The 24269-nt window shown below is 66.5% G+C and carries 25 protein-coding genes and 1 tRNA gene; 14 read left to right on the top strand and 12 right to left on the bottom strand.

Features of this window, described 5'->3' with window-relative positions; all coding sequences use genetic code 11:
- Positions 1 to 132: 132 nt before the first annotated feature.
- The 6 genes from rplM to maiA all read left to right on the top strand — a co-directional run bounded on the left by rplM (position 133) and on the right by maiA (position 4090).
- Positions 133 to 561 (top strand): 50S ribosomal protein L13, encoded by a 429-nt coding sequence (gene rplM / locus LDO11_RS13780; protein WP_100324397.1) that lies wholly within the window; start codon positions 133 to 135, stop codon positions 559 to 561.
- Between the two features lie 3 nt (positions 562 to 564).
- Positions 565 to 957 carry a 30S ribosomal protein S9 gene (rpsI, locus tag LDO11_RS13775; protein ID WP_100324398.1) on the top strand — a complete coding sequence of 131 codons (393 nt, stop codon included), beginning with the start codon at positions 565 to 567 and terminating at the stop codon, positions 955 to 957.
- Between the two features lie 70 nt (positions 958 to 1027).
- Positions 1028 to 1102 (top strand) — tRNA-Gln (locus LDO11_RS13770).
- A gap of 308 nt (positions 1103 to 1410) precedes the next feature.
- A complete protein-coding gene (locus tag LDO11_RS13765; protein ID WP_232142044.1) occupies positions 1411 to 2154 on the top strand; it encodes a 2OG-Fe dioxygenase family protein in 744 nt (247 codons plus the stop codon).
- A 205-nt stretch (positions 2155 to 2359) separates the two neighbouring features.
- The gene (locus tag LDO11_RS13760; RefSeq protein ID WP_232142043.1) at positions 2360 to 3346 is read left to right on the top strand and encodes a fumarylacetoacetate hydrolase family protein; all 987 of its coding nucleotides are present in this window, start codon (positions 2360 to 2362) and stop codon (positions 3344 to 3346) included.
- An 87-nt stretch (positions 3347 to 3433) separates the two neighbouring features.
- Positions 3434 to 4090, top strand: a complete 657-nt coding sequence (maiA, locus tag LDO11_RS13755; protein WP_129135102.1) for a maleylacetoacetate isomerase — start codon at positions 3434 to 3436, stop codon at positions 4088 to 4090.
- Positions 4091 to 4180: 90 nt separating this feature from the next.
- On the opposite strand, the gene LDO11_RS13750 is transcribed toward maiA, so the two are convergent.
- Positions 4181 to 5299, bottom strand: a complete 1119-nt coding sequence (locus LDO11_RS13750) for a PilT/PilU family type 4a pilus ATPase (RefSeq protein ID WP_232142042.1) — start codon at positions 5297 to 5299, stop codon at positions 4181 to 4183.
- 91 nt (positions 5300 to 5390) lie between these two features.
- Here LDO11_RS13750 and LDO11_RS13745 point away from each other — a divergent pair, with 91 nt between their 5' ends.
- The 5 genes from LDO11_RS13745 to LDO11_RS13725 all read left to right on the top strand — a co-directional run bounded on the left by LDO11_RS13745 (position 5391) and on the right by LDO11_RS13725 (position 9903).
- Positions 5391 to 5771, top strand: a complete 381-nt coding sequence (locus LDO11_RS13745) for a DUF4398 domain-containing protein (RefSeq protein WP_129135104.1) — start codon at positions 5391 to 5393, stop codon at positions 5769 to 5771.
- A 2-nt stretch (positions 5772 to 5773) separates the two neighbouring features.
- Positions 5774 to 6364: a hypothetical protein gene (locus tag LDO11_RS13740; protein WP_232142041.1), complete on the top strand. Its 591-nt coding sequence runs from the start codon at positions 5774 to 5776 to the stop codon at positions 6362 to 6364.
- Positions 6365 to 6758: 394 nt separating this feature from the next.
- Positions 6759 to 6980 (top strand): HP1242/YdcH family protein, encoded by a 222-nt coding sequence (locus LDO11_RS13735; RefSeq protein ID WP_129135106.1) that lies wholly within the window; start codon positions 6759 to 6761, stop codon positions 6978 to 6980.
- 111 nt (positions 6981 to 7091) lie between these two features.
- Positions 7092 to 8468 (top strand): pyridoxal-phosphate dependent enzyme, encoded by a 1377-nt coding sequence (locus LDO11_RS13730; protein ID WP_232142040.1) that lies wholly within the window; start codon positions 7092 to 7094, stop codon positions 8466 to 8468.
- Between the two features lie 256 nt (positions 8469 to 8724).
- Positions 8725 to 9903 (top strand): cystathionine gamma-synthase, encoded by a 1179-nt coding sequence (locus tag LDO11_RS13725; RefSeq protein ID WP_232142039.1) that lies wholly within the window; start codon positions 8725 to 8727, stop codon positions 9901 to 9903.
- 60 nt (positions 9904 to 9963) lie between these two features.
- Here LDO11_RS13725 and LDO11_RS13720 read toward each other — a convergent pair whose 3' ends face one another.
- The 10 genes from LDO11_RS13720 to gspG are packed head-to-tail and all read right to left on the bottom strand — an operon-like array spanning position 9964 to position 17761.
- Complete coding sequence (locus tag LDO11_RS13720) at positions 9964 to 10524, bottom strand: hypothetical protein (protein ID WP_232142038.1); 561 nt, start codon at positions 10522 to 10524, stop codon at positions 9964 to 9966.
- Positions 10525 to 10537: 13 nt separating this feature from the next.
- Positions 10538 to 12700, bottom strand: a complete 2163-nt coding sequence (locus LDO11_RS13715; protein ID WP_232142037.1) for a secretin GspD/PilQ domain-containing protein — start codon at positions 12698 to 12700, stop codon at positions 10538 to 10540.
- A 9-nt stretch (positions 12701 to 12709) separates the two neighbouring features.
- A complete protein-coding gene (locus LDO11_RS13710; RefSeq protein ID WP_232142036.1) occupies positions 12710 to 13183 on the bottom strand; it encodes a hypothetical protein in 474 nt (157 codons plus the stop codon).
- The gene (locus LDO11_RS13705) at positions 13180 to 13773 is read right to left on the bottom strand and encodes a hypothetical protein (RefSeq protein ID WP_232142035.1); all 594 of its coding nucleotides are present in this window, start codon (positions 13771 to 13773) and stop codon (positions 13180 to 13182) included. The genes LDO11_RS13710 and LDO11_RS13705 overlap by 4 nt, the downstream gene beginning before the upstream one ends.
- The gene (locus LDO11_RS13700; RefSeq protein WP_232142034.1) at positions 13770 to 14864 is read right to left on the bottom strand and encodes a hypothetical protein; all 1095 of its coding nucleotides are present in this window, start codon (positions 14862 to 14864) and stop codon (positions 13770 to 13772) included. The genes LDO11_RS13705 and LDO11_RS13700 overlap by 4 nt, the downstream gene beginning before the upstream one ends.
- Positions 14779 to 15825 carry a type II secretion system protein GspK gene (locus LDO11_RS13695; RefSeq protein ID WP_232142033.1) on the bottom strand — a complete coding sequence of 349 codons (1047 nt, stop codon included), beginning with the start codon at positions 15823 to 15825 and terminating at the stop codon, positions 14779 to 14781. The genes LDO11_RS13700 and LDO11_RS13695 overlap by 86 nt, the downstream gene beginning before the upstream one ends.
- Positions 15826 to 15865: 40 nt before the next feature.
- A complete protein-coding gene (locus LDO11_RS13690) occupies positions 15866 to 16453 on the bottom strand; it encodes a type II secretion system protein (RefSeq protein ID WP_255683495.1) in 588 nt (195 codons plus the stop codon).
- The gene (locus tag LDO11_RS13685; RefSeq protein ID WP_232142031.1) at positions 16450 to 16893 is read right to left on the bottom strand and encodes a PulJ/GspJ family protein; all 444 of its coding nucleotides are present in this window, start codon (positions 16891 to 16893) and stop codon (positions 16450 to 16452) included. The genes LDO11_RS13690 and LDO11_RS13685 overlap by 4 nt, the downstream gene beginning before the upstream one ends.
- Positions 16894 to 16895: 2 nt before the next feature.
- On the bottom strand, positions 16896 to 17300 hold the full coding sequence (locus tag LDO11_RS13680; protein WP_232142030.1) for a prepilin-type N-terminal cleavage/methylation domain-containing protein: 405 nt from the start codon (positions 17298 to 17300) through the stop codon (positions 16896 to 16898).
- 5 nt (positions 17301 to 17305) lie between these two features.
- Positions 17306 to 17761 carry a type II secretion system major pseudopilin GspG gene (gene gspG / locus LDO11_RS13675; protein WP_206733354.1) on the bottom strand — a complete coding sequence of 152 codons (456 nt, stop codon included), beginning with the start codon at positions 17759 to 17761 and terminating at the stop codon, positions 17306 to 17308.
- A 110-nt stretch (positions 17762 to 17871) separates the two neighbouring features.
- On the opposite strand from gspG, the gene LDO11_RS13670 reads away from it, so the two are divergent.
- The 3 genes from LDO11_RS13670 (at position 17872) to LDO11_RS13660 (ending at position 22757) form a co-directional block, all read left to right on the top strand.
- Entirely contained in the window at positions 17872 to 19581 is a 1710-nt protein-coding gene (locus LDO11_RS13670) for a GspE/PulE family protein (protein WP_129135118.1), read from the top strand.
- Positions 19581 to 20789 (top strand): type II secretion system F family protein, encoded by a 1209-nt coding sequence (locus LDO11_RS13665; protein WP_494337146.1) that lies wholly within the window; start codon positions 19581 to 19583, stop codon positions 20787 to 20789. The genes LDO11_RS13670 and LDO11_RS13665 overlap by 1 nt, the downstream gene beginning before the upstream one ends.
- A gap of 384 nt (positions 20790 to 21173) precedes the next feature.
- Positions 21174 to 22757: a hypothetical protein gene (locus LDO11_RS13660; protein WP_232142028.1), complete on the top strand. Its 1584-nt coding sequence runs from the start codon at positions 21174 to 21176 to the stop codon at positions 22755 to 22757.
- A 496-nt stretch (positions 22758 to 23253) separates the two neighbouring features.
- On the opposite strand, the gene LDO11_RS13655 is transcribed toward LDO11_RS13660, so the two are convergent.
- Complete coding sequence (locus tag LDO11_RS13655; protein WP_232142027.1) at positions 23254 to 23991, bottom strand: hypothetical protein; 738 nt, start codon at positions 23989 to 23991, stop codon at positions 23254 to 23256.
- Positions 23992 to 24269 lie beyond the last annotated feature (278 nt).

Raw genomic sequence — 24269 nt, 5'->3', positions numbered from 1 at the left:
GCGGCACGCGCCGGAGCCGGCTATCATTCCGCTTCTTTGTTGCACCGAAAACGCGAGGCGACGTTCCGCCGGCCGCAAGGGCCTGCCCGGAACCAGCCCGACCATCGACCTATCGAGTACCAGTATTCCGTCATGAAGACTTTCACCGCCAAGTCCGAGACCGTCCAGCGCGACTGGTACCTCGTCGATGCCTCCGGCAAGACGCTCGGCCGCCTCAGCAGCGAAATCGCCCGCCGCCTCCGTGGCAAGCACAAGCCCGTCTACACCCCGCACGTCGATACCGGTGACTACATCATCGTGATCAACGCCGAGAAGGTGGCCGTGACCGGCAAGAAGCTGACCGACAAGCTCTACCACCGCTTCACCGGCTATATCGGCAACCTCAAGACCGAGACGCTGGCGCAGGCGCTGGAGCGTCATCCGGAGCGCGTGATCGAGACCGCGGTGAAGGGCATGCTGCCGAAGAACACGCTGGGCCGCGCAATGTACCGCAAGCTCAAGGTCTACAAGGGTGCGGAGCATCCGCACACCGCCCAGCAGCCGCAGCCCCTGGAACTCTAAGTCATGGCTATCACCCAGAATTACGGCACCGGCCGTCGCAAGTCCTCCGTCGCCCGCGTGTTCCTGCGCAAGGGCAGCGGCAACATCAACGTCAACGGCCGTCCGCTCGACGAATTCTTCGGCCGCGAGACCGCGCGCATGATCGTGCGCCAGCCGCTCGAGCTGACCCAGTCGACCGACAAGTTCGACGTGCTGGTCACCGCGTCCGGCGGCGGCACCACCGGCCAGGCCGGTGCGATCCGCCTCGGCATCGCCCGCGCGCTGGTGGAGTACGACGAGTCGCTGAAGACCGAGCTGCGCAAGGCCGGCTTCATGACCCGTGACGCCCGCGAGGTCGAGCGCAAGAAGGTCGGTCTGCACAAGGCCCGCCGCGCCACCCAGTTCTCCAAGCGTTAATTCAACCGCGCCGGGCCTGCGTACCCCTCTGTACGCACCCGGCCGGTCGACGCTACAATCCGCTTCCCACAGCCCCGTCGCCAAGCGGTAAGGCACCTGACTCTGACTCAGGCATTCGGAGGTTCGAATCCTTCCGGGGCTGCCAGATCCACCTCCCGCCGCGTGCAGGAGGTCCGAAAAACCCGCCGCAAGGCGGGTTTTTCCGTTGTGGAGGGAGGAAGCCGAACGCTGCGAGGTGGATGGCCGCAATCGTGCATGCCTGGCGTGAGTGGCGATTCCCGGCGCAGGCGGTCGCGGGTAGCCGGCGCACGATGTCGGGTACCCGGATCGCCTTCGTGTTCCCTGCCTCCGCCTGCTGGCGTGGCCGCGCCCGGCACAATCGCGCGCTGGTTACCGAAGCGTCGTGGCAGGACAATGCGCGCGCGGCGGCTTGCCGCACACCTGGACCATCGCATGACCCCCGATCTCGCTCCTCCCTGCACCCCGCTTGCCGATGTCGCCGGGGCGATGCGTGCGCACGGCTACGCCGTGCTTGCAGCGGACGACGTCGCCGCACTTGCCGGCGTGCCGGTGGCGGCGTTCGATGTCATCCGCGAAAGCTGGGAACGGTTGCCGCCCGACACCTACCTGCTGGATGGCGGCCGCTATCGCCGTCGCCGGCATTCGTGCTTCGTGGTCGACCACGAAACAGGCGGGTTGCAGCTCGCGCCGCACCGCGCGCACTGGCAGCCGCGCGACTACAACGCACTGCATGGCGGCATGCGCCGCTGGTTCGAGCCGGTCGAGGAACCGGTGGTGGCGGCACCGGCGTGGACCGGTCTGCTGCAGGGGCTTGCCGGTCTCGGCGACGCATTGCGCGGCGCGCAACCCTGGTATGTGGAAGCGCACCAGTTCCGCATCGACACCAGCGACGGCATCGGCCGGCCGACGCCCGAAGGCGCGCATCGTGATGGCGTCGACCTGGTCGCCGTGTGCATGGTGGGCCGGCATGCCATCAAGGGCGGCGAGACCCGGGTGTTTGACGCCGATGGCCCGGACGGGCAACGCTTCACCCTGTCGGAGCCGTGGTCGCTGCTGCTGCTCGACGATGCGCGGGTGATCCACGAATCCACGCCGATCCAGCCGGTGGATGGGCACGGCCATCGCGACACGCTGGTCATCACTCTGCGTGCGGGGAACTTCCAGGGCGACGAGTGAGGCGCGCTGTTGCCGAGGACCCACGCCGATCAACGCAGACTGAAATGCATGGGGCGGGCACGTTTCCGCGCACTGTTCGGTCTGGGCTGCCTTCGTAACGTGCAACGCTCCTACCCGGCGCTGATCCGCGCTCACCCGCGGCGGAAGCCACGGCCCGGACACGGCCGTTACAATTGCCGGCCTCTACTGTTCTTGCGGAGCGGCAATGAAGCTTGGTTCCCTGAAGGAGGGCGGCCGCGACGGCACCCTCGTCGTCGTCTCGCGTGACCTGGCCCGCGCCGTGCGCGCCGATGGCATCGCGCCGACCCTGCAACGCGCACTCGAGGACTGGTCGAACACCGCCCCGCGCCTCAACGCGCTTGCACAGCAGCTGGAAGCCGGCGATGTCGATGGCGCATTCGATCTCGACGTCAGCGCGCTCGCATCGCCGTTGCCGCGTGCCTACGAGTTCGTCGACGGCAGCGCCTACCTGCCGCATGTCGAACGGGTGCGCCGCGCGCGTGGTGCCGAGGTGCCGGAGAGCTTCTACACCGACCCGCTGATGTACCAGGCCACCAGTGCCGGCTTCCTTGGCCCGCGTGATCCGGTGCGCGTGGTCAGCGAGGACTACGGCATCGACCTCGAGGCCGAGATCGTGGTGATCACCGACGACGTGCCGATGGCGCCGACGCCTGAAGAGGCCGCGGGGCATATCCAGCTGGTCGGGCTGGTCAACGACGTCAGCCTGCGCAACCTGATCCCCGGCGAACTCGCCAAGGGCTTCGGCTTCCTGCAGTCCAAGCCGCGCTCGGCACTGAGCCCGGTGTTCGTCACCCCCGACGAACTCGGCGATGCCTGGCAGGGCAACAAGCTGCATCTGCCGCTGGTGACCCACGTCAACGGCGAATGGTTCGGAGCGCCCGAAGCCGGCGTGGACATGCAGTTCGACTTCGCACAGCTGGTCGCGCATGCGGCGAAAACGCGGCCGCTGTCGGCCGGCACCATCGTGGGCTCGGGCACCATCGCCAACCAGGACACCAGCAAGGGTGCCTCGTGCTTCGCCGAGAAGCGCACGGTGGAAGCACTTGAGCACGGCAAGCCGCTTACTCCGTTCCTGTCCTTCGGCGACACGGTGCGCATCGAGATGCGGGATGCGCAGGGCGAGTCCATCTTCGGCGCCATCGAACAGCGCATCGAACGACAGGCGGTCTGAGCATCGGCGCGCGCGGCATTCCCCGCGCGCGCTGAACGCGTTAACGTGCACGGCTGGCACGGGGGTGCCCAAGGGGAACGGGGACACATGAGCGAGCGCCTGGCGCTGTATTCCTACTGGCGATCGAGCGCCGCCTATCGCGTGCGCATCGGCCTGAACCTCAAGCGCCTGCCGTACGACATCGTGCCGGTGCATCTGGTGCGCAACGGCGGCGAACAGCTTGCGCCGGAGTACGCCGAGCACGCGCCGCAGAAGCTGGTGCCGATGTTGGTGCACGGCCAGCGCCGCATGCGGCAGTCGCTGTCGATCCTGGAATACCTCGACGAGGTGTGGCCGGAGCCGCCGCTGTTGCCGTCGACTGCGCGTGGTCGCCAGCGCGTGCGCGAGCTGGCGCAGCTGGTCGCCTGCGAGATCCATCCGCTCAACAACCTGCGGGTGATGCGCTTCCTCGAGCACGAATGGAACGTGCCGCAGCCCGAGCGCGAGGTGTGGCTCAAGCACTGGATGGTGGAAGGGCTGGGTGCGTTCGAGGCGCTGCTTGACGGCCATCCGTCCACCGATGCCTTCTGCGAAGGGACGACCCCGGGGTTGGCGGACTGCTGTCTGGTGCCGCAGCTCTACAACGCCCGCCGGTTCGGCGTCGACCTGTCGCCGTTCCCGACGCTGCTGCGCATCGAGCAGGCCTGCCTGGCGCTGCCGGCGTTCGATGCCGCACGGCCGGAAAAGCAGCCCGACGCGCCCTGAGGCGCGTCGGCAATCGTAGTTACGGCCCTGCCGCGACGCAGGGCGGGTGAAGCGGGGCAGGGCGCCGGATGCTGTCCGGCGCGCCTGCAATCAGCGCAGCATTTCCTCGCCGTGCGAGTACACGTCGGCGTAGGGATCGTGCACGTCGCCGCCTTCGGAGAGCCGGAACTTCAGCGCCAGGCCATCGCGCGAGTCGGCCGCCTTCAGCGCCTCCTCCATCTCGATGCGGCCTTCCTTGTACAGGCGGAACAGGCACTGGTCGAAGCTCTCCATGCCTTCCTCCAGCGAGTCCTCCATCGCCTGCTTGATCTCGTGCACCTGACCGCGGCGCAAGAGGTCGCGGATCATCGGCGTGTTGATCAGCACTTCCGCCGCGGGCATGCGCCGACCGTCGCGGCCGACCACCAGGCGCTGGCTGACGACCGCCTTGAGGTTGAGCGCGAGGTTCATCAGCACGTTCTTGTGCGCGGCCTCGTTGAAGAAGTTGAGGATCCGCTCGATCGTCTGGTCGGCGTTGTTGGAGTGCAGCGTCGCCAGGCACAGGTGCCCGGTCTCGGCGAACGCGATCGCGGCCTCCATCGTGGTGGCGTCGAGGATCTCGCCGATCAGGATGACGTCGGGCGCTTCGCGCATCGCATTCTTGAGCGCGTTGTGGAACGTGTGGGTGTCGAGCCCCACCTCGCGCTGGTTGACGATCGACTTCTTGTGCCGGTGCAGGTATTCGATCGGATCCTCGATGGTGAGGATATGGCCCGAGGTGCTTGAGTTGCGGTAGTCGATCATCGACGCCAGCGTGGTCGACTTGCCCGAGCCGGTGGAGCCGACGATCAGCACCAAGCCGCGCGGCGCCATGACGATCTGCTTGAGCACCTGCGGAAGCTGCAGTTCCTCGATCGACGGAATTGTGCTGCGGATCGAGCGGATCACCATGCCCATCTCGCCACGCTGCTTGAACACGTTGACGCGGAAGCGCCCGGCGTCCTGCAGCGACAGCGCCATGTTGAGCTCGAGCTCGCGCTCGAACACCGGCACCTGTCCCTCGTCCATCAACGAATAGGCGATCTTCTTGACCATCCCGGCGGGCAGGCCGGTATTGCCCAGCGGATACAGCTTGCCCTCGACCTTGATGTACACCGGCGCGCCGGTGGTCAGGAACATGTCCGACGCGTTCTTTTCCGTCATCAGCTTCAGGAAATAGCCGATGTCCATGCACGATCCCCTTGGTGTGGCCCGCCGGTCATTGCGCGGCGGGCACATGCTGCAGACAATTGGCCGCAGGTTCCCCTTCCGGCGCGGCCCGATGTCCACTTTCGCACACTTCCCACGGTTCCTGCAGGCCTGCGCACTGGCAAGCGTGCTGGCGCTCACAGCTTGCGCCACCGTTCCGCCGCCCACGTCGGAGGTCTCGACCGCGCAGCAGGCGGTGAGCCGTGCCGCCGGTGCCGATGCCGACCAGTACGCCTTCCAGGACATCGAGCAGGCGCGCGCACTGCTGGCGCAGGCGCAGTCCGCGCTCGCCGCCGGCCGCGATGCCGAGGCGCGTTCGGCGGCGCTGTCCGCGGCCGCGCTCGCCGACCTGGCCGCGGCCCGCAGCCGCGAGGCGGTTGCGCAGTCCGAACTCGCCCGCCACCGCGCACAGATCACCGACCTGCGCCGTCAGCTGCAGATCGACGAGGAATGAACATGAAAGCCACCGTGATCGCGTTGCCGCTCTTCCTGCTGGCGGTCGCCTTCGCTGGGCCGGCCTGCGCCCAGGCGATCGACGAGACCGACATCCTCGGCCGCCGCCTGCAGGCGCTCGAGGCCGACCCCGCCACCAGCGGCTTCGCGCAGCTGGAGCGCCTGCAGGCGCGGCAGGCCATCGACGCCTACGCCAATGCGCGCGCGCGTGACCGCGACGCGCTGCGCCAGGTGGCCGGCTGGCGGGTGGACACTGCCGAGACCGCGGCGCGTACCGAAGCGTTGCGCCGCGAAATCGACCGTCTCGACCGCACCCGCGCCGATCTGCTGGTCGAAGCCAGCCGTCAGGAAGCCGCCCGCGCGCGCGCCGAAGCCGAGCGGCTGCGCATCCAGGCACAGATCCAGGCCGAGGAGGCCGCGCGCCTGCGTGCCGCCGCGGATTCCGAATTCACCGCCCGGCAGCAGGCGGAGACGGTGCTGGAAGGCGTGGCCAGCGACCAGGCCGCGAAGCTGCGGGCCGCGCGTGCGCGCGACGCCGAACTGGCCCGCCGCGAAGCCGAGCTGATGCGACAGGCCGAACAGGACATCGACTGAGTCCGCCTTCGGCCTGAGCCGCGTGCTCAGACGGGGTTCAATAAAATCAAGGGCTTGGGTGAATGGGGCGCGGTCGCGCAGTGATGCGGTAATCGCCCGGCTGGTGACACGTCACCCCATCTGACCGGTCCCGCAACACGGTCGCTTGGGCGCTTGCCGGTCCGGTGGCCGAGGAGTAGGGTCGGATCGAAGCGGTGCCATCGCGGCACCGCCATCCAGGCCACTGCATATGTCGTATGTGCACATTGCCGAAGCCGCGTCAGCCCGCCCGACCGCGGTGCTGCGCGGCCGGATGGCAGGGCGTACCGCGCATGGCCTGACCCCCTGGAACGCCCCGGTATCTCCCGGGGCGTTCCTGTCTGTGCAACAGAGCTGCTGACAGGAGGCTTCCATCATGTTCGAAGGGCAACCCCAGGCCGAAATCGAAGCGGTGTTCCAGGCCAACCCCGAATTCCGGCGCCTGTACCACCACCACAAGGAACTGGACAAGAAAGTCATGGATGCCGAACTCGGCGTGCTGCCGATCGATGAAACGACCCTGGCGCAGATGAAGCGCGAAAAACTCCAGGCCAAGGACCGACTGGTCCAGATGTACGACAGCCTGCAGAACCACTGATCGTGTCCCAACCCGCGGGCGTCCCCGGTTCCCTCGTCGGCCGGGGCCGTCCGCGGGGTATCGGGGAGCGGGGATGCGATAATCGGCGGTCCGCTCAAGCCTGCGATCCCGATGCCCATCCACGCCTCCGTCCTCGAACTCATCGCCGACACGCCGATCGTCCGCGCCCAGCGCCTCGACACCGGCATGTGCGAGCTCTACTTCAAGCTCGAGAACCAGAACCCGGGCGGCTCCATCAAGGACCGCATCGGCCTGCGCATGATCGAGGCTGCCGAGGCGCGCGGCGACATCAGGCCCGGTGACACCCTGGTCGAGGGTACTGCCGGCAACACCGGCATTGGCCTGGCGCTGGTAGCGCAGCAGAAGGGCTACCGCCTGGTGCTGGTGGTGCCGGACAAGATGAGCCGCGAGAAGATTTTCAACCTCAAGGCGATGGGCGCCGAGGTTGTGCTGACCCGCTCGGACGTCGCCAAGGGCCACCCGGACTACTACCAGGACCTGGCCGCGCGCATCGCCGCCGAGACCCCGGGCGCGTACTTCATCAACCAGTTCGGCAACCCCGACAACCCGGCCGCGCACGAGCACGGCACCGGGCCCGAGATCCTGCGGCAGATGGCCGAGGTCGGCGGGCTGGATGCGATCGTGTTCGGCTGCGGCAGCTCCGGCACCATGACCGGCCTGTCGCGCTGCTTTGCCGAGCACGCGCCCGATGTGGAGATGATCCTCGCCGACCCGGTCGGCTCGATCCTCACCGAATACATCAACGAGGGCACGCTCAGCGACAAGTCCGCCAGCTGGATGGTCGAGGGCATCGGCGAGGACTTCCTGCCGTCGATCTCGGACTTCTCGCGGGTGAAGAAGGCCTACGCCATCAGTGACCGCGAGAGTTTCCTCACCGCGCGCGAGCTGCTGGCGAAGGAGGGCATCCTCGGCGGCTCGTCCACCGGCACCCTGCTGGCCGCAGCGCTGAAGTACTGCCGCGAGCAGGCCACGCCGAAGAAGGTGCTGGTGTTCGTCTGCGACACGGGCAACAAGTACCTGTCGAAGATGTACAACGACTACTGGATGCTCGACAACGGCTTCCTCGAGCGCGAGCAGCACGGCGACCTGCGCGACCTGATCCTGCGCCCGTATGCACAGCGCGACACCGTGGTGGTGGCGCCGACCGACCTGCTGGTCACCGCCTACCAGCGGATGAAGCTCTACGACGTCTCGCAGCTGCCGGTGATGGACGGCGACCGCCTGGTCGGCATCGTCGACGAATCCGACGTGCTGCTGCACGTCTACGGCGACCAGGCCCGCTTCCGCGACCCGGTGTCCACCGCGATGGTCAGCAAGCTCGACCGGCTGGACGTGAAGTCGTCGATCGAGGCGCTGCTGCCGGTGTTCGACCGTGGGCAGGTGGCGATCGTCGTCGATGGGGAGAAGTTCCTGGGGCTGATCACGCGCATCGACCTGCTGAACTATCTGCGGCGGCGGGTGCAGTAGCTCATAGCGCCCCCTTCTCCCGCATGCGGGAGAAGGGGGCCCGAAGGGCCGGATGAGGGTGTCCTCGCGTCCGCGCTTGCGGGAGACAGATCGGCAGACCGCCGATCTGGACGGCGGAGCCGCCTGCAAGGCGAGCGACTTCGATGTGGCGCGTCGAGGTATCCCAAAGGGCCCGACGGGGGCGCTCCGCCCCGACCACTGAACCGAAGATTCAGCCCTCGCTGCTAGAATCGGGCCACTTTTACGGAGTCCCCCGATGTCCGACAACTCCCCCGCGCATGACGAGCGCGCGCTTTCGCTCGCGACCCTGGCCATCCATGGCGGGCAGCATCCGGATCCGTCGACTGGCGCGGTGATGACGCCGATCTACGCCACGTCGACCTATGCGCAGTCGAGCCCCGGCGAACACCAGGGCTTCGAGTACTCGCGCACGCACAACCCCACGCGTTTCGCCTATGAGCGCGGCGTGGCCTCGCTCGAGGGTGGCAGCCGCGGCTTCGCGTTCGCCTCGGGTCTCGCTGCGTCATCGACCGTGCTGGAACTGCTGGACGCCGGCAGCCACATCATCGCCATGGACGACGTCTACGGCGGCACCTATCGCCTGTTCGAGCGCGTCCGCCGCCGCACCGCCGGCCTGGAAGTGAGCTGGGTCGACCTCAGCGACACCGACGCATTCGAGGCGGCGATCCGCCCCGAAACCCGGATCGTCTGGATCGAAACCCCGACCAACCCGATGCTGAAGCTGGTCGACATCGAGCAGGTCGCCGCGATCGCCCACAAGCGCGGCCTCATGGTGGTGGTCGACAACACGTTCGCATCGCCGATCCTGCAGCGCCCGCTCGCACTGGGTGCCGACCTCGTACTGCACTCGGCGACCAAATACCTCAACGGCCACTCCGACATGGTCGGTGGCATGGTGGTGGTCGGTGACAACGCCGAGCTCGCCGAGCAGCTGGCGTTCCTGCAGAACTCCATCGGCGGCGTGCAGGGCCCGTTCGACAGCTTCCTCGCCCTGCGCGGCCTCAAGACCCTGCACCTGCGCATGAAGGCCCACTGCGGGAACGCCCAGGCGATCGCCGAGTTCCTGCAGGGCCATGCCGCGGTCGAGCGGGTGATCTATCCCGGCCTCATTGCGCATCCGCAGCACGAGCTGGCAAAGAAGCAGATGGATGGCTTCGGCGGCATCGTCTCGGTGCGCGTCAAGGGCGGCTACGAGGCGGCGAAGCGGTTCTGCGAGCGCACGCAGCTGTTCACCCTGGCCGAGTCGCTGGGCGGCGTGGAGAGCCTGGTCAACCACCCCTCGGTGATGACGCATGCCTCCGTGCCGGTGGAGCGTCGCGCGACGCTGGGCATCACGGATGACCTGGTGCGGTTGAGTGTGGGGGTGGAGGCCGCGGCCGATCTGACTTCCGATCTCGACGCAGCCCTGCGATAACAGAAAAGCCCCGGGTAACCGGGGCTTTCGACCTTTACGAACGGTCCAACGCGCCGTTTTCTACCGCGTCAGAGGACATTCGATCCGCACGCCTTCCCGGCCTGCCTTGCTCAATGTGTCCCAATAGAAAGCGCAGGCGAGCATGTTCGTGCTCGAGCTCTTCATCGCCGACATGGCGTTCACCATGAGCTGGGGTTGCCCGACGATCTCATCCAGCCTGCTCTGGTCCACATCCTCTTCGGCGAACTGCAACGTGCCCGAGCCATCGAGCTCGTGCACGTCCTTCAACAGTTCGACGAGTCCGAATTCATTGGTCGGAGCCGAGGAGCCCGGAGCAGGATCACCGCCAAGAATCACCTCGACGCGCACCTTTTCCCCTGCGCTGGCCAGTGCCTGCTCCGCGTCGGGGGTCAGCGTCACCTCGATCTTGACTCCAGTCACCTCGGGCGGCGGGCCCGCAGGGGAGTTCGCCACCTGGGCCGGCACCGTCTGATCCGCGCTCGACGCAGTGGCGGTCTGGTCGCCATCCGCGTCGGTATCGGCTTCCCGGCGCGCACAGCTGGCGAGCAGCACGGCAAGCGCGAGGAAGGCTGTCATTTTCGTTGGAGCGTTGGGCTTCATTGGATACTCCGCGTCAATCAGAAATGGGAGGGGAAAGCAGCAACGGCGCAGGGGGACGCTGAGGGGGCAGTACCGGGCCTGGCGGTTGTACCGGCAACGCCTCTTCCAGATCCAGCAGATCGAAGCGGTCGGCGACCACTCGGCTGAGCTCGGTTGCCTGATCCTGTGATTCCACGATGTACGGAATGATCAGGAGCACGAGCTCGGTCTTTGCCTGCTTCACGGTCTGACTTTTGAAAAGATTGCCGAGGACGGGAACATCCTTGATGAACGGTATTCCGCTCTCGGTATTGGTGTTGCTCGTCGATATCAGGCCGGCCATCACCACGGACCCGCCATCCCGAAGGCTGAGGGAAGTGTTGAGGCTGCGATTGAAAATCGACGGCGATCCGGCCGTTGAGTCGGAGTTCAACGGAAGCGCCTCGCTGACTTCCTGGCTGATCTCCAGGTCGATCCGGTCATCCGAATAGACCGTCGGCTTGATATTGAGAATTACGCCCGTCTTCCGGTACTGGATCGACTGCAGCAGGTTGGTGTTGCCATCCGTCTGCTGGTTCGAGGTCGTGGTCATTGTGACTGTCGGAACTTCCGTGCCGACGTCGATGCTCGCCTCGCTGCCGCTTTTTACCAGCAGCCTCGGCGTGGAAAGGATGCTGACACGGTTGTCGGATGCGAGCGCCGTCAATGCAAGCCGGTTCTGACCTGCAACATCAACCAGGTAGGTCAGCCCACCTGATGGTCCCGGGTTGTTTCCGCCGGAGCCGCTACCGCTGTAGATGCTGCCGTCGAAGCGCCCCCAGCCATTCTTGGCGAACCAGCTCAGGCCGTACTCGAGATCGTCATTGAGCGTGACCTCCGCGATCGTGACTTCGATCATGACCTGGCGAGGCGCGCGGTCCATCTGGCGGATCAAGCCGAGCATCCGTTCCCATTGCGCGGGATCACCCTGGAAGATGAGCGCATTGCGTGGCTCGTCGACGAGGATCGACGAGCCCGGTGCCGTGCGAACTGCGGCTGCACCCTGGCTGGGCGCTCCGCCAGCAGTCCCTGCCTCCGCCGTAGCGGCCGGAGTGTTGGCGGTGGTCCCCTGAAGGCTGTTGGTAAGCACACTGGCAATGTCGATCGCCTTCGTGTTTCTCACCTGGTAATAGAACATTGATTCGGAACCGGCGTGCTGGCTCGGCCGATCGAGTTCGCGTGCCCACGAGACCGCGTAATTCAACGTGTCCTGGCTGGTCGCGAACACGATGACGGAATTCGCTGCAGCGATCGGCAGCACGATCACGCTTGCGGGCGAACCGGCGCTACGGTTTGCGCTGTACCCCTGGAGATTGAGGACTTCAGTGAGCCGGTTTGAAAGTTCGTCAGCCGTCATGAAGACAGGCTCGAGCCGTGTGCTGACCCGACCCCGCATCAGCGGCCTGTCAAAGACACGAAGTGCTTCGATTGCCTGACGCACCTGGCTCGGGCGCCCCTGCAGCAGGATCGCATTGCGCGCGGTCTCCTCGGTGATGCGCAACTCCTGGCCGAACAATGTCGTCAACCAGCGAACAGCGTCACCGCTACGGACCACCTCAAGCTCGATCAGCTGGAACACGGGCCGATGGGAAGTGGGAACACTTGGTAATGCGCGACCGCTGACAACCAAAGGGGGGGTCGCGGACGTGCCCTGCGCCGCCATCCGCAACTGCACCAGGCCACCCTCGAACTCCACGGACACCCCATATTCCGCCAGCACCTGTCGTGTGAGGCGGAACAGTTCGATCGGCCGCAGGTTCTCCTGGGTGTTGAGCGTCACCAGCTCCTGAAGTTGCGCTACCTGTGGGTCGATGTTGAGGTTCAGGCCGAGGATATTGTTGAACACCTCGTTCGCCAGAACGGTGATCGGCAAGTCCTGTACGTTGATTCGTACGGGCGTGTCGGGCATCGGGGGCAACATCTCGCCGGAACCCAGTGAAACGCTTGCACTGCTGGGCATGTCCACGCGCGGCGTGGCGCTCTGGACCAGATCCGTGGGCTGTGCGCTGTTGTCCACGATGGGGTCGGCCTGGACATACTGCGGCTTCGCTGGAACAGCGAGCGGAGCTGGTGCGCGGGTCCGTTCGTGTGGGCTTGCGCAGGCCGCCAGGAGCGTAACGGCAAACGCGATGCCGATGGTTGGGCGATAAAAGGTCATGGAGCTCTCTTATTCCGAAGCAGCTGGCGTGACATCACACGAGCCCGACGAGCGGATGGGTTGCTTGCGGTGCATCTGGTAAACGCGTGTGCAGCCTTCAAGGTCAACTGTGATTGTGTCGCGGTCGATGCTGACCAGCCTGCTTCCATCAGGCAGCAATTCCCCGGCGACGAGGCGGCGCGCCTGCCTGGTCCCCGCTTCAATCACCAGTGCCTGCGTACGTCCGGCTTCGGTCAGCCCGGCAAACTGCCATGCCACGGCTGCAGACGGTGCGTCCCCACCCTCCGATGCGTCCGCCCGCCATCGCAATTTCTCTGCCTCGGTGAACGCGTCGGAGGAGAAGCGGGCGATCTGCTCGCGCGGGGGGAGCGACCATTGGCCCACATCGTCACGTTGACGCGGGATGGGCGGCGGTGGCCACGAGGCACCAATGATAAGGCCTCCTATGATGCAAGCTGCCACGACAAGGTACACACGCCTCATTGCGTTGCCTGCTGGTCAGCCGGCGCAATCCGGTAGAACGCATTGACGCCAAAGCTCGCCAGCTGATTGACGTCACTGCGAATCTCCGCGCTCTCGATCACGACGAGATTGGCACTGCTCTCGATCTGTCGTGCCACATTGAGGGCCTCGCGTGCCGTCATCCCGGCGCGCAGGGTGGCGCGAATCCGGAACAGGCCTGGCATCGATTCCACCGGGGCCGCGCCCTCCACGGAAATGCGAACGCTTTCGGTGTCGGCGATGCTGTTGCCCAGCCCGGCAAGCCAGCCCTGCACGGCGGCCTGCGCAACGCCGCTGGTGGGGGCCGATGGAATCTCCGCCAGAAGGCTTTCGTGCAGCTCCGCCGACTCGCGCTGGCGCGCGATCCAGACGTCCTGGCCCTGCAATGAACGGATCTGGCGCAGACGCGCCTCCTGCTCGATGGACATGTCCTGCGCGCGCGATCGCAGACTCTCGAGTCCCTGCAAGCCAAGGACGGCAGCGAGAACGCCGATCAACAACAATGCCCATCGCAACCAGGGGGTCGCGTTGAGCTGATCGCGAAGCTTGGCAGTCAGCTGGGCTCGATTCACGTGGCACCAGTCGGCGGCAGCGCGGGCGTGATAAGCGCGCGGATAACGATCTCGCCACCACGCCCGACATCAGTGGTAACTCCTTCGAAATAGGGCGAGGCTTCCCAGGTTTCGACCAGGGACTGCGGATCCGCGGTTGCTCCTGACAATGTGATCTCCACGCGTTCCGGCACCGGCTGGCTCCACTGAGAGATGTGCGCATCGCCGGGAACAAGCCGGGCGGCTTCGGCCAGCAGCTCGATGAGCGAGCGGGGAGCGCGCAGGGCGATCAGCTGGTCGATGGCAACCCGATGGCCGTCAGCGGCTTCGCGCGCCGCAAGGATCCGCTTGAGCGGATCGTCGAGCTGCTCCGCTGCGCGCTCGGCCTGCAAGGTGTCCAGGTGACTCCTCAGCAGACTGCCCGTCTGTACTGCCGCAATGGTAACCACCAGCAAGGCTGCCGCGAGAGCGGCAGTGGGTAGATGCCGCTCCAGTCCGGAGAGCTGCAACGACGCGCGCCCCGTGCCGGTCCGAGCGCCCCAAGGCCTGGCCTGCGTACTCGACTCCACTGCCGCGGGCGCGCCCATCCCCGGGGATACCTGCCCTGCGGCGCGGACATAGCTGTGCCATTGCTCGGCGGTGGGTAACGTGGGCCACCATCGACTGGCGGTCAGCGATCCTTCGTGCCAGACGCGCCCCTCGAAACCTTCGTGAAGCGCGAGAAGCCCGGCCCCGGTGGTATGGGGACTTCTGACATACAGGGGTTCGGGCTCGAAGCGGACCTTGCCCGCGCGCACCTGCCTTGACGACAGCAGTTCCTCGACCCTCGATCGCGACCAGTACCACACTGCGGCCCGGCCATCGGGCCCCCAGGCAACGCCAAACTCCGGGTCCGGGAACGGCGCGGCACGCCGTACGGCCAGGCCGACGAAATCGCGCTGCTGCTTCTCCGGAACCCGGCTGGCATCCACGTGCACGAACAGGCAGAGTGCCCGCCCGACGAGGCAGACGAGGGCATCACTGCCTTCACTCTCCAGCGTCAGGTTCGAATCTTTTCCCAGCAGGATCCGGCGGGGTGAAAAGCGGCGTTGAAGGCGCTTCACCCAGGGCATCGTCCGATTGATTCTCACGCGCGAGGATGACCTCGTAGTCGATTTGCCAGGGCGGACCACCGATGGCGTAAGGCGTCAGGCTCCAGTGAACGAGTCTCTTAACGCCTCGACGACGATCCCACAGGATAAGGTTGCCGGCCCGGTTTGGAAAGAGGGTGACGTTGTCCTCCATGAAAGGCGGGATGGGGAACAATTCCCGCACCTGCCAAACGGAGACGATCGGGGAGTGCACCCGGTATGAAACCAGTCGCTGTGCGCTGGCCTCGTCCATGCCCGGGATCAGCGCCAGCACGCTTGCGGGAGCACTGTTGAGGTTGATGGTGCCACCGCGGTGCGCGGAAAGAATGCCCAGAAGCCGGTCATCGTCCAGGGACGCAAGCGCGTCATCCCATTGCAGGATGCGCCGGAACTCCAGGGGCGTGGCAACGGCCCGGTTGGGCGGCGGCGGGCGGCCAGCCTTCTCGTAATGCTCCGCTTCGGCCCCGTCCAGGCGGTGGAGTGAGTCGGGATCCTGATAGTCGAGCCGTTTGGCTTCCAGGCCGGACCACTGTTCGGGTGGCACCCCCAGCTTGGAGTAGAAGGCCTCGAGCAGTGCAGGCGAAGCCCAGTTCGGGCTCAGCAGGCCTGCATCGTCCTGCAGGGCGAACGCCGCGCTTCCGAGGCCCCGATAGCTGGTCCCATCGAGCCGGATGTCGTTGCCCGAGGGTAACGCACTTGCGCCATCCGTATCGTCATCGAGCATTGCAGCCGTTGCAGCAGGCGATGGGAGCGCCGCAAGGCCGGCAATGTTTCGCCGATGGGTGGAGAGCATGAACAGCAGCGTCTCCTGCGTGGAGCGCATATCGAGATCGCCCTCGAAGCGCTCGATCTCGACCTGGGCTTCTTCCACTGCGCGCCGCCCGGACGTGGCAACCGCCGACGCGAGTACGGTCAGCACCACGACCAGCGCCAGCACGATCACGAGTACGAAGCCGCCTTCTGACTGGCGGCGCCGCTTCGGACTAATCCGTCTCGGGTTCATACATCACCGGAACCGGATTGCGCATGCCGATCACCGGGGCCAGCCAGACCCGCTGATCCCCAGGTGCGCCTTCAAGAACCAGACCCACGGCGGCCGGCAGGTGGTCGTTGAGGCCCAGCGCGGGTGGCCATTGCGGGTGCAGGCCACCTTCCGGGTCGAGATACTCGAATCGGGCGTCGGCGACTTCACCCAGAGGCAGCTCCAGCGCCTGGCTCCCTTCCTCCAACGACAGGACCACCACGCCACCCGCCCCGCGTTCGATCCGCCAGCTCACCGCGGTGGCGCCACCCTGTGTTGCGAGCACCGGTTGCAGTGTCACACCTGTCCACTGCTCCCCTTGGCCCGCGAAGGGCGTGTCCTCCACCGGGTGCAGCCCCCGGACTGACGATTCCAGCCAGCTGCGCGACAGCATCATCTGCCGGCCCTGCAGGGTCAGGGTCTCGATGGCGGCATTTGCGCGTCGCCATTGCCCCAGTGACTGGAACCCGAGCGCCAGGGCCATGCTGGCGATGACCAGTACCACCAGCATTTCCAGCAGGGTCATGCCGGACTCACTGGACCTGCTCATTCTTCTTCCAGGTTGATGGGGCGGGTGATCTCCCATCCGGCCTTTCGGAAGTTGAAGGTCCGTACCACGCGCTCGTCGCGCAGGGCCTCCACCTCGACGTCGTAGAGGATGAAGTCGAACTGGGTGGGAAACCCGACGCTGCTCAGCCCTGGCCGACGCTCCGTCAGTTCCGTGGCCTGCCAGCGCACCCGCAACGGCCCGATGTCGCGCTCACCCCTGGGGTGTTCGAAAGGATTGATGTCCTCGACCAGTGCCAGTGCGGTGCGGGCGTCCTCGAGCGACCGCGCCTGTGCCTGCGCCCGGGTCAGTGCGAAGGTGGATGTGGACAGCCAGCTGTAGAGCGCCAGCAGCGACGTGGCCATGACCACCATCGCCACGATGGCTTCCAGCAGGGTGAACCCGGTCGCGCGCGCACGTACGGGCGGTCGGCAGGCGCGCACCGTCACTGGCCGTCCGCAGCAACGCGGCGCACCGCGCAGAACGGTGCTGCCACACGGAAATCGATGAGCTGGCGTGTGGTATGCAGGATGCCCGAGGCATCCGAACACGCACCGTTTGCGCGCACCGTCAGTGGTGAGTGCATTTCGAGGCGCCAGCCGTCGGGCAGCTCGACGTGCGCCGCATCCGGTGTTGCGGGGTCCGGGGTCGTAGGGTCCGGCAAGACAAGTTCGCGTCCGGCCGCGCGCGCGCGCAGCGGCAGCGCGCTGATGGACTGCAGCACCTCGTCCACCTCACCGGCTTCGCGCCAGCTGGTGATCATCCGGTAGCCCGCCGGGGCCACCAGCGACGTCGCCAGCGCGAGCAGGGCAACCACCACGAGGATTTCCAGCAGGGTGTAGCCCCGCACGCGACTCACGAATCCGGCAGTTGACCGACATCGGCGTCGTGGCCCTCGCCACCGCGCTGGCCGTCGGCACCGAACGAGTACAGGGTGAAGGAATGGTGCCCGGACGGCCTGGGCGAGTACTGGTACGCATTGCCCCATGGATCCTGCGGCACGCCGTCTTCCAGATAAGGACCCTGCCAGCGCTGCGCCATCGCAGGGTCTGTCGGGCGTTCCGTCAGCAGCCGGAGGCCTTCCTCCTGCGTCGGCACCCGGCCGATGTCCAGGCGCATCGTTTCCAGAGCCCCGCGCAGCATCCGCACCTGGGTCTCCGCGGTCTGCACCTTGGCGCGGTCGGCCTGGCTGAAGAGCCGCGGCCCGACCAGGCCCATGATGAGGCCGATGATCACGAGGACCACGATCATCTCGAGCAGGGTGAACCCGCGCGCCAGGCGGGGCTTGGAGGGATGGCGGCGCATACGCATGTCGGAGATCCAGGACGGGACCCGCCCATTCTATCCGCGCGCAGGCGTGCGGGGAGGGGTTGCAGTCAGGCCATGACACAATACGCGCCCGAAATGCCGCCGGATCCGTAATGAGTGCCCAGCCTGCCATCGGGGATGCGCCCCCCCTGCTCGGTGAGCTGCTGCTCGCCCGCGAGGCGATCCGGCCTTCCGATCTCGAGCGCGCGCTGGAACTGCAGCGCTCCGTGGGCGCGCGGCTGGGCAGCTTGCTGGTGCGCATCGGTGCGTTGTCGGAAGACCAGCTGGTCGAGGCACTGTCCAGCCAGCTGGCGCTGCCGGTTGTCGGGCGCGACGTCGCCCTGCCAGCGACGCCCGGCGAATGGGTGCTTCCCGAAGGTGGGGGTGAACCGGGGTTCGACTGGCTGCAGGACCGCGAAGTGCTGCTGTGGCAGGACCCGGATGGCCAGGCCTGGTGTGCGGGTCGGGATCCGCTTGATCCTTCGCTGCGCGAAGCACTGGACTATCTGTATGCCGGTCGCGACATCCGCCCGGCGCTCGCGCCGGCCCAGCTGGTGGAACGCACCCTTGACCAGCTGATCAGGGAGCAGGGCGAGGGCGGTCGCTACGACGGCGACGATGTTCGCCACCTTCGCGAGCTGGCCGAAGAGGCGCCGGTGGTCGAGCTGGTCAACAACCTGATGGCGCAGGCAGTGGAGCAGCGCGCCTCGGACATCCACCTGGAGCCCGAAGAACACCAGTTCGTGGTCCGCTTCCGGATCGATGGCGTGCTGTATGCCCGCCTGCGCCTGCCACGCGAGCGCTTCAATGCCGTGGCATCGCGCCTGAAGCTCATCTCCGGCATGGATATCGCGGAGCGCCGGTTGCCGCAGGACGGCCGCCTGAGTACGCGGGCCAGCGGCCAGCTGATGGACATCCGCGCCTCCGCGCTGCCCGGTGTTCACGGCGAATCGATCGTGCTGCGCCTGCTGCCCAAGGAGCGCAAGGATCTCGCGCTGGAGCGGCTGGGCATGGAGGCCGACCATCTGCAGATGCTGCAGGGATGGAGCCGGGAGGCTCACGGCATCGTGCTGGTCACCGGCCCGACCGGTTCGGGCAAGTCGACCACCCTGTACGCCACGCTGGCCGCCAGCAACGACGGGCTGAAGAAGATCATCACCGTCGAGGACCCGGTGGAATTCCAGCTCCCCGGCATCACCCAGATCCAGGCCCATGCCGATATCGGGCTGACCTTCGCGACCGCGCTGCGGTCCATCCTGCGCCAGGACCCTGACGTGATCATGGTGGGCGAGATCCGCGACCGCGAGACCGCCGAGATCGCCATCCAGTCCGCGCTGACCGGGCATCTGGTGCTGTCGACCGTGCATACCAATGACGCGCTGGGTGCGTTCACCCGTCTCATCGACATGGGCGTGGAGCCGTTCCTGGTCGCCACCCCGCTGAAGGGGGTGCAGGCGCAGCGGCTGGTGCGGCGGCTTTGCGCCCAGTGCGCCCGCCCGGGCGCATCCGTGCTGCCGGCCATCATGGAGGAAGCCGCGCACTGGGCCGGGCGCGTCCTTGGCGCAGGCTCCGAGCCAAGGTGGATGGAGGCCGTCGGCTGCCCCCACTGCCAGGGCACGGGGTATCGCGGCCGCGTCGGTATCTACGAACTGGTGCCGGTCGACGAGGCCATGCAGCAGTCGGTGGTCGCGGGTGCAACGCACCAGCAGCTGCGTGCCATGGCGCGCGAGCGCGGCTACCGCTTCCTGCGCGAGGACGGCCTGCTCAAGGCCTGGCAGGGCATGACCACGGTGGATGAAGTGCTGCGGGTGACGGCAGTCTGATGGCGAGGTTCCGGTTCAAGTCGATCAACGCCGAAGGGGCGGTGCTCGAGGGCGACATCGCTGCCGCGACCGAGCGTGAAGCGGCGCGGCTGCTCGAGCGCCGGGGGTTGTCGGTGGTATCGCTGCGCCCGGACAAGGTCCAGGCCCTCCCGGGCAGGCGGGGCCTGCGCGAGCGCCGCATGCGCGGTCGCGACGTCATCCTGGCGCTGCATGAACTCTCCACCCTGCTGGAGTCCGGGGTGGGCCTGGCCGAGGCGGTCGGCGCGCAGTCCCGGTCGGCACACCATCCGCGCCTGCTCGCCGCCTTCGAGACCATCTCGGCCGCTTTGCGTCGGGGTCAGTCGTTCTCGCAGGCGTTGCTCGACACCGGCCTCCCGTTGCCCCCCTACGTCGGGACCCTGGTGCTCAGCGGTGAGAAATCCGGCCAGCTTGGCAAGGCGCTGCGGGATGCGGTGAGCCAGATGGAATACGACCAGCAGGTGCAGTCTGAGATCCGCCAGGCGCTGACATACCCTGCGGTGCTGGTGACCGCGGGCATCGGGGCCGTCATCCTGATGTTCACCTTCGTCGTCCCCAAGTTCGCCACGCTGCTGACGCGCGCGGACGAGCTTCCATGGCTCGGGTGGGCCGTGCTCAGTACCGGCATGTTCGCCCGTGAATACTGGTGGGTGCTATTGGTGCTGCTGGCAGGGGCGGGCGCTGCAGCTTGGCGCTGGCTGCAGGATCCGCAGGCACGGGCCAGGGGTTACGAGCGCATGGAATCGCTGCCGGTCATCGGCGCCTGGCGGGTGGAGGCCGAGACCGCGGCGTGGGCGCGCATCCTCGCCACGCTGCTGGGCAACCGGGTGCCGCTGCTGGATGCCTTGTCACTCGCCCAGGCCGGCGTGCGCGCGCCCGGCCGGCGCGCACGCCTGGATGACGTGGTGCGCAACGTCCGCGCCGGCGCGACGCTTGCGGACTCCCTGGAGGAGCAGGCCACCCTCACCGCCACCGGCTACAACCTGATCCGAGTGGGCGAACGCTCGGGCGAGTTGCCCGCCATGCTGCAGTCACTCGCACGGCTGTGCGAAAACACCGGTCGCGCCCGCATGAAACAGTTCCTTGCGCTATTGGAGCCGCTGGCGATTTTGCTCATCGGTTCGGTGATTGGCGTGATCATGATCGGGATCATCCTGGCCATCACCAGCGCGAACGATATCGCCGTCTAGCACGACATCAGCTAACGCGCTGAGCGCGTTGCTCCGCACGTCGGCGAAATTGGCCAAAACCCTTGCTTTTTCTGTGAAGGGCGCGTCAATTTTCCGTCGCATGTGACGATGTAAGCAGTCCCATGATGATGAATAGGCCCGTCTCCTAGTCAGGTAGTCCTGATCCTGAAGAGGCGGGATCGTGCTTGACGCTGCACTAAGGGTTGGTTAACGTTCGGCGGTAGCTTGCGGTTCGGGGGGTCCGGGGGACATGTCGTCTGTCCAGGCTTCAAGGATGCAACCGGTTGCCAGAGGGTTCGCCCGACGGTACCGGGGAGAACGGGTAACCGGTAAGAGCTACTTGCAAACTAAACGTTTAGTTGCCAACACCTAATGGAGTTACAGATGACGAAGTTCAACAAGACCCTGCTCGCCGCTGCAGTGGCTGCCGCGGTCGCCCTGCCGGGCCTCGCCTCGGCCGCCTCGCTCGGCTACCCGGCTGGCAAGCAGATCACGTTCGCCAAGGACCTGATCGTCAACGATGGCACGACCATCTACACCCCGCGCGACCTCACCCTGACCGCTCAGCCCACCGATGCTGACCGTATGGCTACGGTCACCGCTGGCAGCACTGTCACCGTCAAGGTCACCCTGACCAACGGCGCCCGCTTCGACCAGAACGCTCCGGCGCAGACTCTGGTCAACGGCTTCGTCATCGGAAGCCAGTTCGGCGGCGGCACCATCCAGCCGGGCGCCTACTACTCGGCTTCGGGCCAGGAACTGAATTTCACGTTCACCGCTACCGCCGCCGGCAACGTTGCGGCCGGCAACGCGATTGCACTGAACAGCCTGCAGGTGACGAACCTGGTCCAGGGTCTGTTCACGCAGGATTTCATCGGTGCGGAAATCACCGCGCAGAACGCAGATGGCCAGCAGATCCTTGCTGCCGGCACCACGATCGCGCGTTCGGTCTGGGGCCTGGACATCAAGTCCAACCCGGCGACGAATACCGCCGCACGCATTGACGTCGCCGGTGGCGGCACCGGCGCCGGCGCGTATGGTCGCAAGACCCGCTTCTCGCTGAACGGTGACGTTGGCGGCGCGAACGGCGTGCCGAACACCCTGTGGTCGCCCGGCTCGATCGTGATCGACATCGCCAAGGCGACCGTGACGGGGGCTGGTGCCACCGCTACGGAATACGTCAACAACTTCAACGCGGTTGCTAGCGCGCCGGAGTACAACGTCGTCGCGACCGCGCGGATCGCAATCGACGTCAAGGGTACGAACCTCTCGGCGTTCCGTAACGACAACGCGTTCCTCAACACCGATGCGACCTGCGACGGCGCGACCAGCCTCAACGGCACCGTGAATGCCGCTGGTGACACGATCGCGTTCCGCGCTCCGGCCAGCAACGCGCTGTTCTCCGCTGTGACCGGTGCGCCTCCGGGCGCAAGCACGGTGTATGTCTGTCTGCGTGCCAACGGCAGCAACGAGATGATGGCGCAGCCGCTGTCGGCCACTGTCAACGTGGACTACCAGCTGTCGACCCAGCGTCGCAACCCGCCGGCCGTCAGCGTCAACCTGTCGCCGCTGCAGATCAACGGCAGCACGATGGTGTTCCAGAACGTCAACCCGGCTGCCAACAGCCGTGCGCAGTCGTTCCTCCGCATCACCAACAACACTGCGGACGTCTGCCCGGTCACTCTTGATGCCAAGGACGACGCCGGCCGCCTGAGCGGTGAGGTCACCTTCACGCTGCCGCCGCACGCTTCCCAGCACTTCAACTCCGATGAGCTGGAGAACGGTTCCTCGAAGGGTAACGGCTCCTTCGGCGACGGCACCGGCCGCTGGTACGTGCGCGTCACCGCCGAGTGCGATTCGTTCAAGGCCTCGGCCCTGAACCGTAACCTCGACACCGGCGTGGTCACCAACCTGACCCCGGAGAAGGAGCAGGGCGACGAGTGGCTGACCCCGAGCACCCGTCTGTAAGAAGTGAGTTCACCGGCTGTTATCTGACAACCGGCGCGAGATGAAGCGGGGGGCGCAAAGCCCCCCGCTTTTTTGTGCCTGCATTAAATGTCCAGAGTTCAGTCGGGCCCTGGAAACAGCATGCTTCCTGGACCAGGATGCCAGCCCTATCGGGTTCTGCGATCAGAAGATGATCCGAAAATGGGCGGCATGGCGGGCTGGAGCAGGTGCAGCCGACGCCCGCCGGCGGCAGTACACAGCCGCGGGGCGCGCCGGGCACGGATGGCCGGTATGCACGCTTGAGCGCCAGTCGGCGCCTATCGGGCCTGCCCGCGATTACCCGCGTGCCATCTCATCACCTGCCGCTGTGCCGCGTGAAACGTGTACAACGTTGGCGAACGGCTACGTCGCGGTTACTGGCAGACCATGTGGTGGAAGCGCTGCCATCAGCGAACGCTGCTCACGTCTATCCCAGAGCCACCGGCAGCGTCGCGGCGGCCCAGGCTTGGGAGCTTCTTCAGGGCGCGGTGTCCGCGTCCTCATCAGCCGGCGGGGCGCCGAGCTTGTCTTCCATGCCTGCAAGAACGACGGCATAGGCTTCGGCCTGTTTCAGCCATACGTCGGCATACGCTGCAAACGCCGGGTCGTGCGGAAGGGTAGGGCAAGCGGTCGCTTGGCAGCGCGTGGCCAGCATCTGTTGTGCCTCGCTCTCAATTCCCGGCCGTGCTTGCTGGATCGACGCGGCATAACGCGCTTCCAGCCCGTCTGACGCTTCCTGCAACGCGGCACGCTGCGCTTCCACACTGCTCAACCCGGACTGCCAGCTCGTCGCTCCGCTACGGTCGAGCAGGGCGTGCGCGCGCAGCGCCCAGGTCACCCGCATCTGCCAGCTACCGTATTCCACCGCGGTGCGAACTTCCTTGTTCGAGCAGGACGCATCGGCAGGTTGCGGAGCGGCCGGTTCGCCGTTCTGCCAGGCAAGCCACGCGCGACGCTCCTCCGCTGTCGCCGCAAGCGCAGCGCGCGCGGCAGGGTCGAGCCAATTGCAACGCGTGTCGAGCGCAAGCATGCGATCGAGTTCTTCGACCTGCCGCCCTGCCAGCTCACGCTGCTGCGCGGTGGCCGGAGCCGGAACCTCGAACGTCGGCAGGGCTTCCACGGGCACGTCCTCGACAACGGGGGTCGTCGGGGCGCAGGCGGCGACGCCCAGCGTGAGTGCGATGGCGGCGGCGAGACGGTGGGTCAGTCGGTTCATGCTGTCGATATCCGGATGGTCGGTCGGTTGCGCCGCGGCGGTCGACGGCGGTAACGCCTTGCCGCAATGGCGATCGGGCGGCGGGCGTGAAGTATCGCAGCCTGCACCGTGGGCGGCAAAGCGACGTAATGTGGCTACGCGAGAGGCTCTAGGGAAACTCTGAACAACTCCCCCGACGTGGGCGACAATAGCGCAACGCGATGAGGGTGACGATCGATGCAGCTGACGTTCGGTGATGCCGAAGGCATGGGCAAGCGCAAGCGGACCCGCAAGGAGAT

Source organism: Alterluteimonas muca, assembly GCF_021191595.1.
Taxonomy (GTDB): domain Bacteria; phylum Pseudomonadota; class Gammaproteobacteria; order Xanthomonadales; family Xanthomonadaceae; genus Luteimonas; species Luteimonas muca.
Note: the sequence above shows the minus strand (reverse complement) of the source record. Positions and strands in the feature narration are given on the sequence as shown.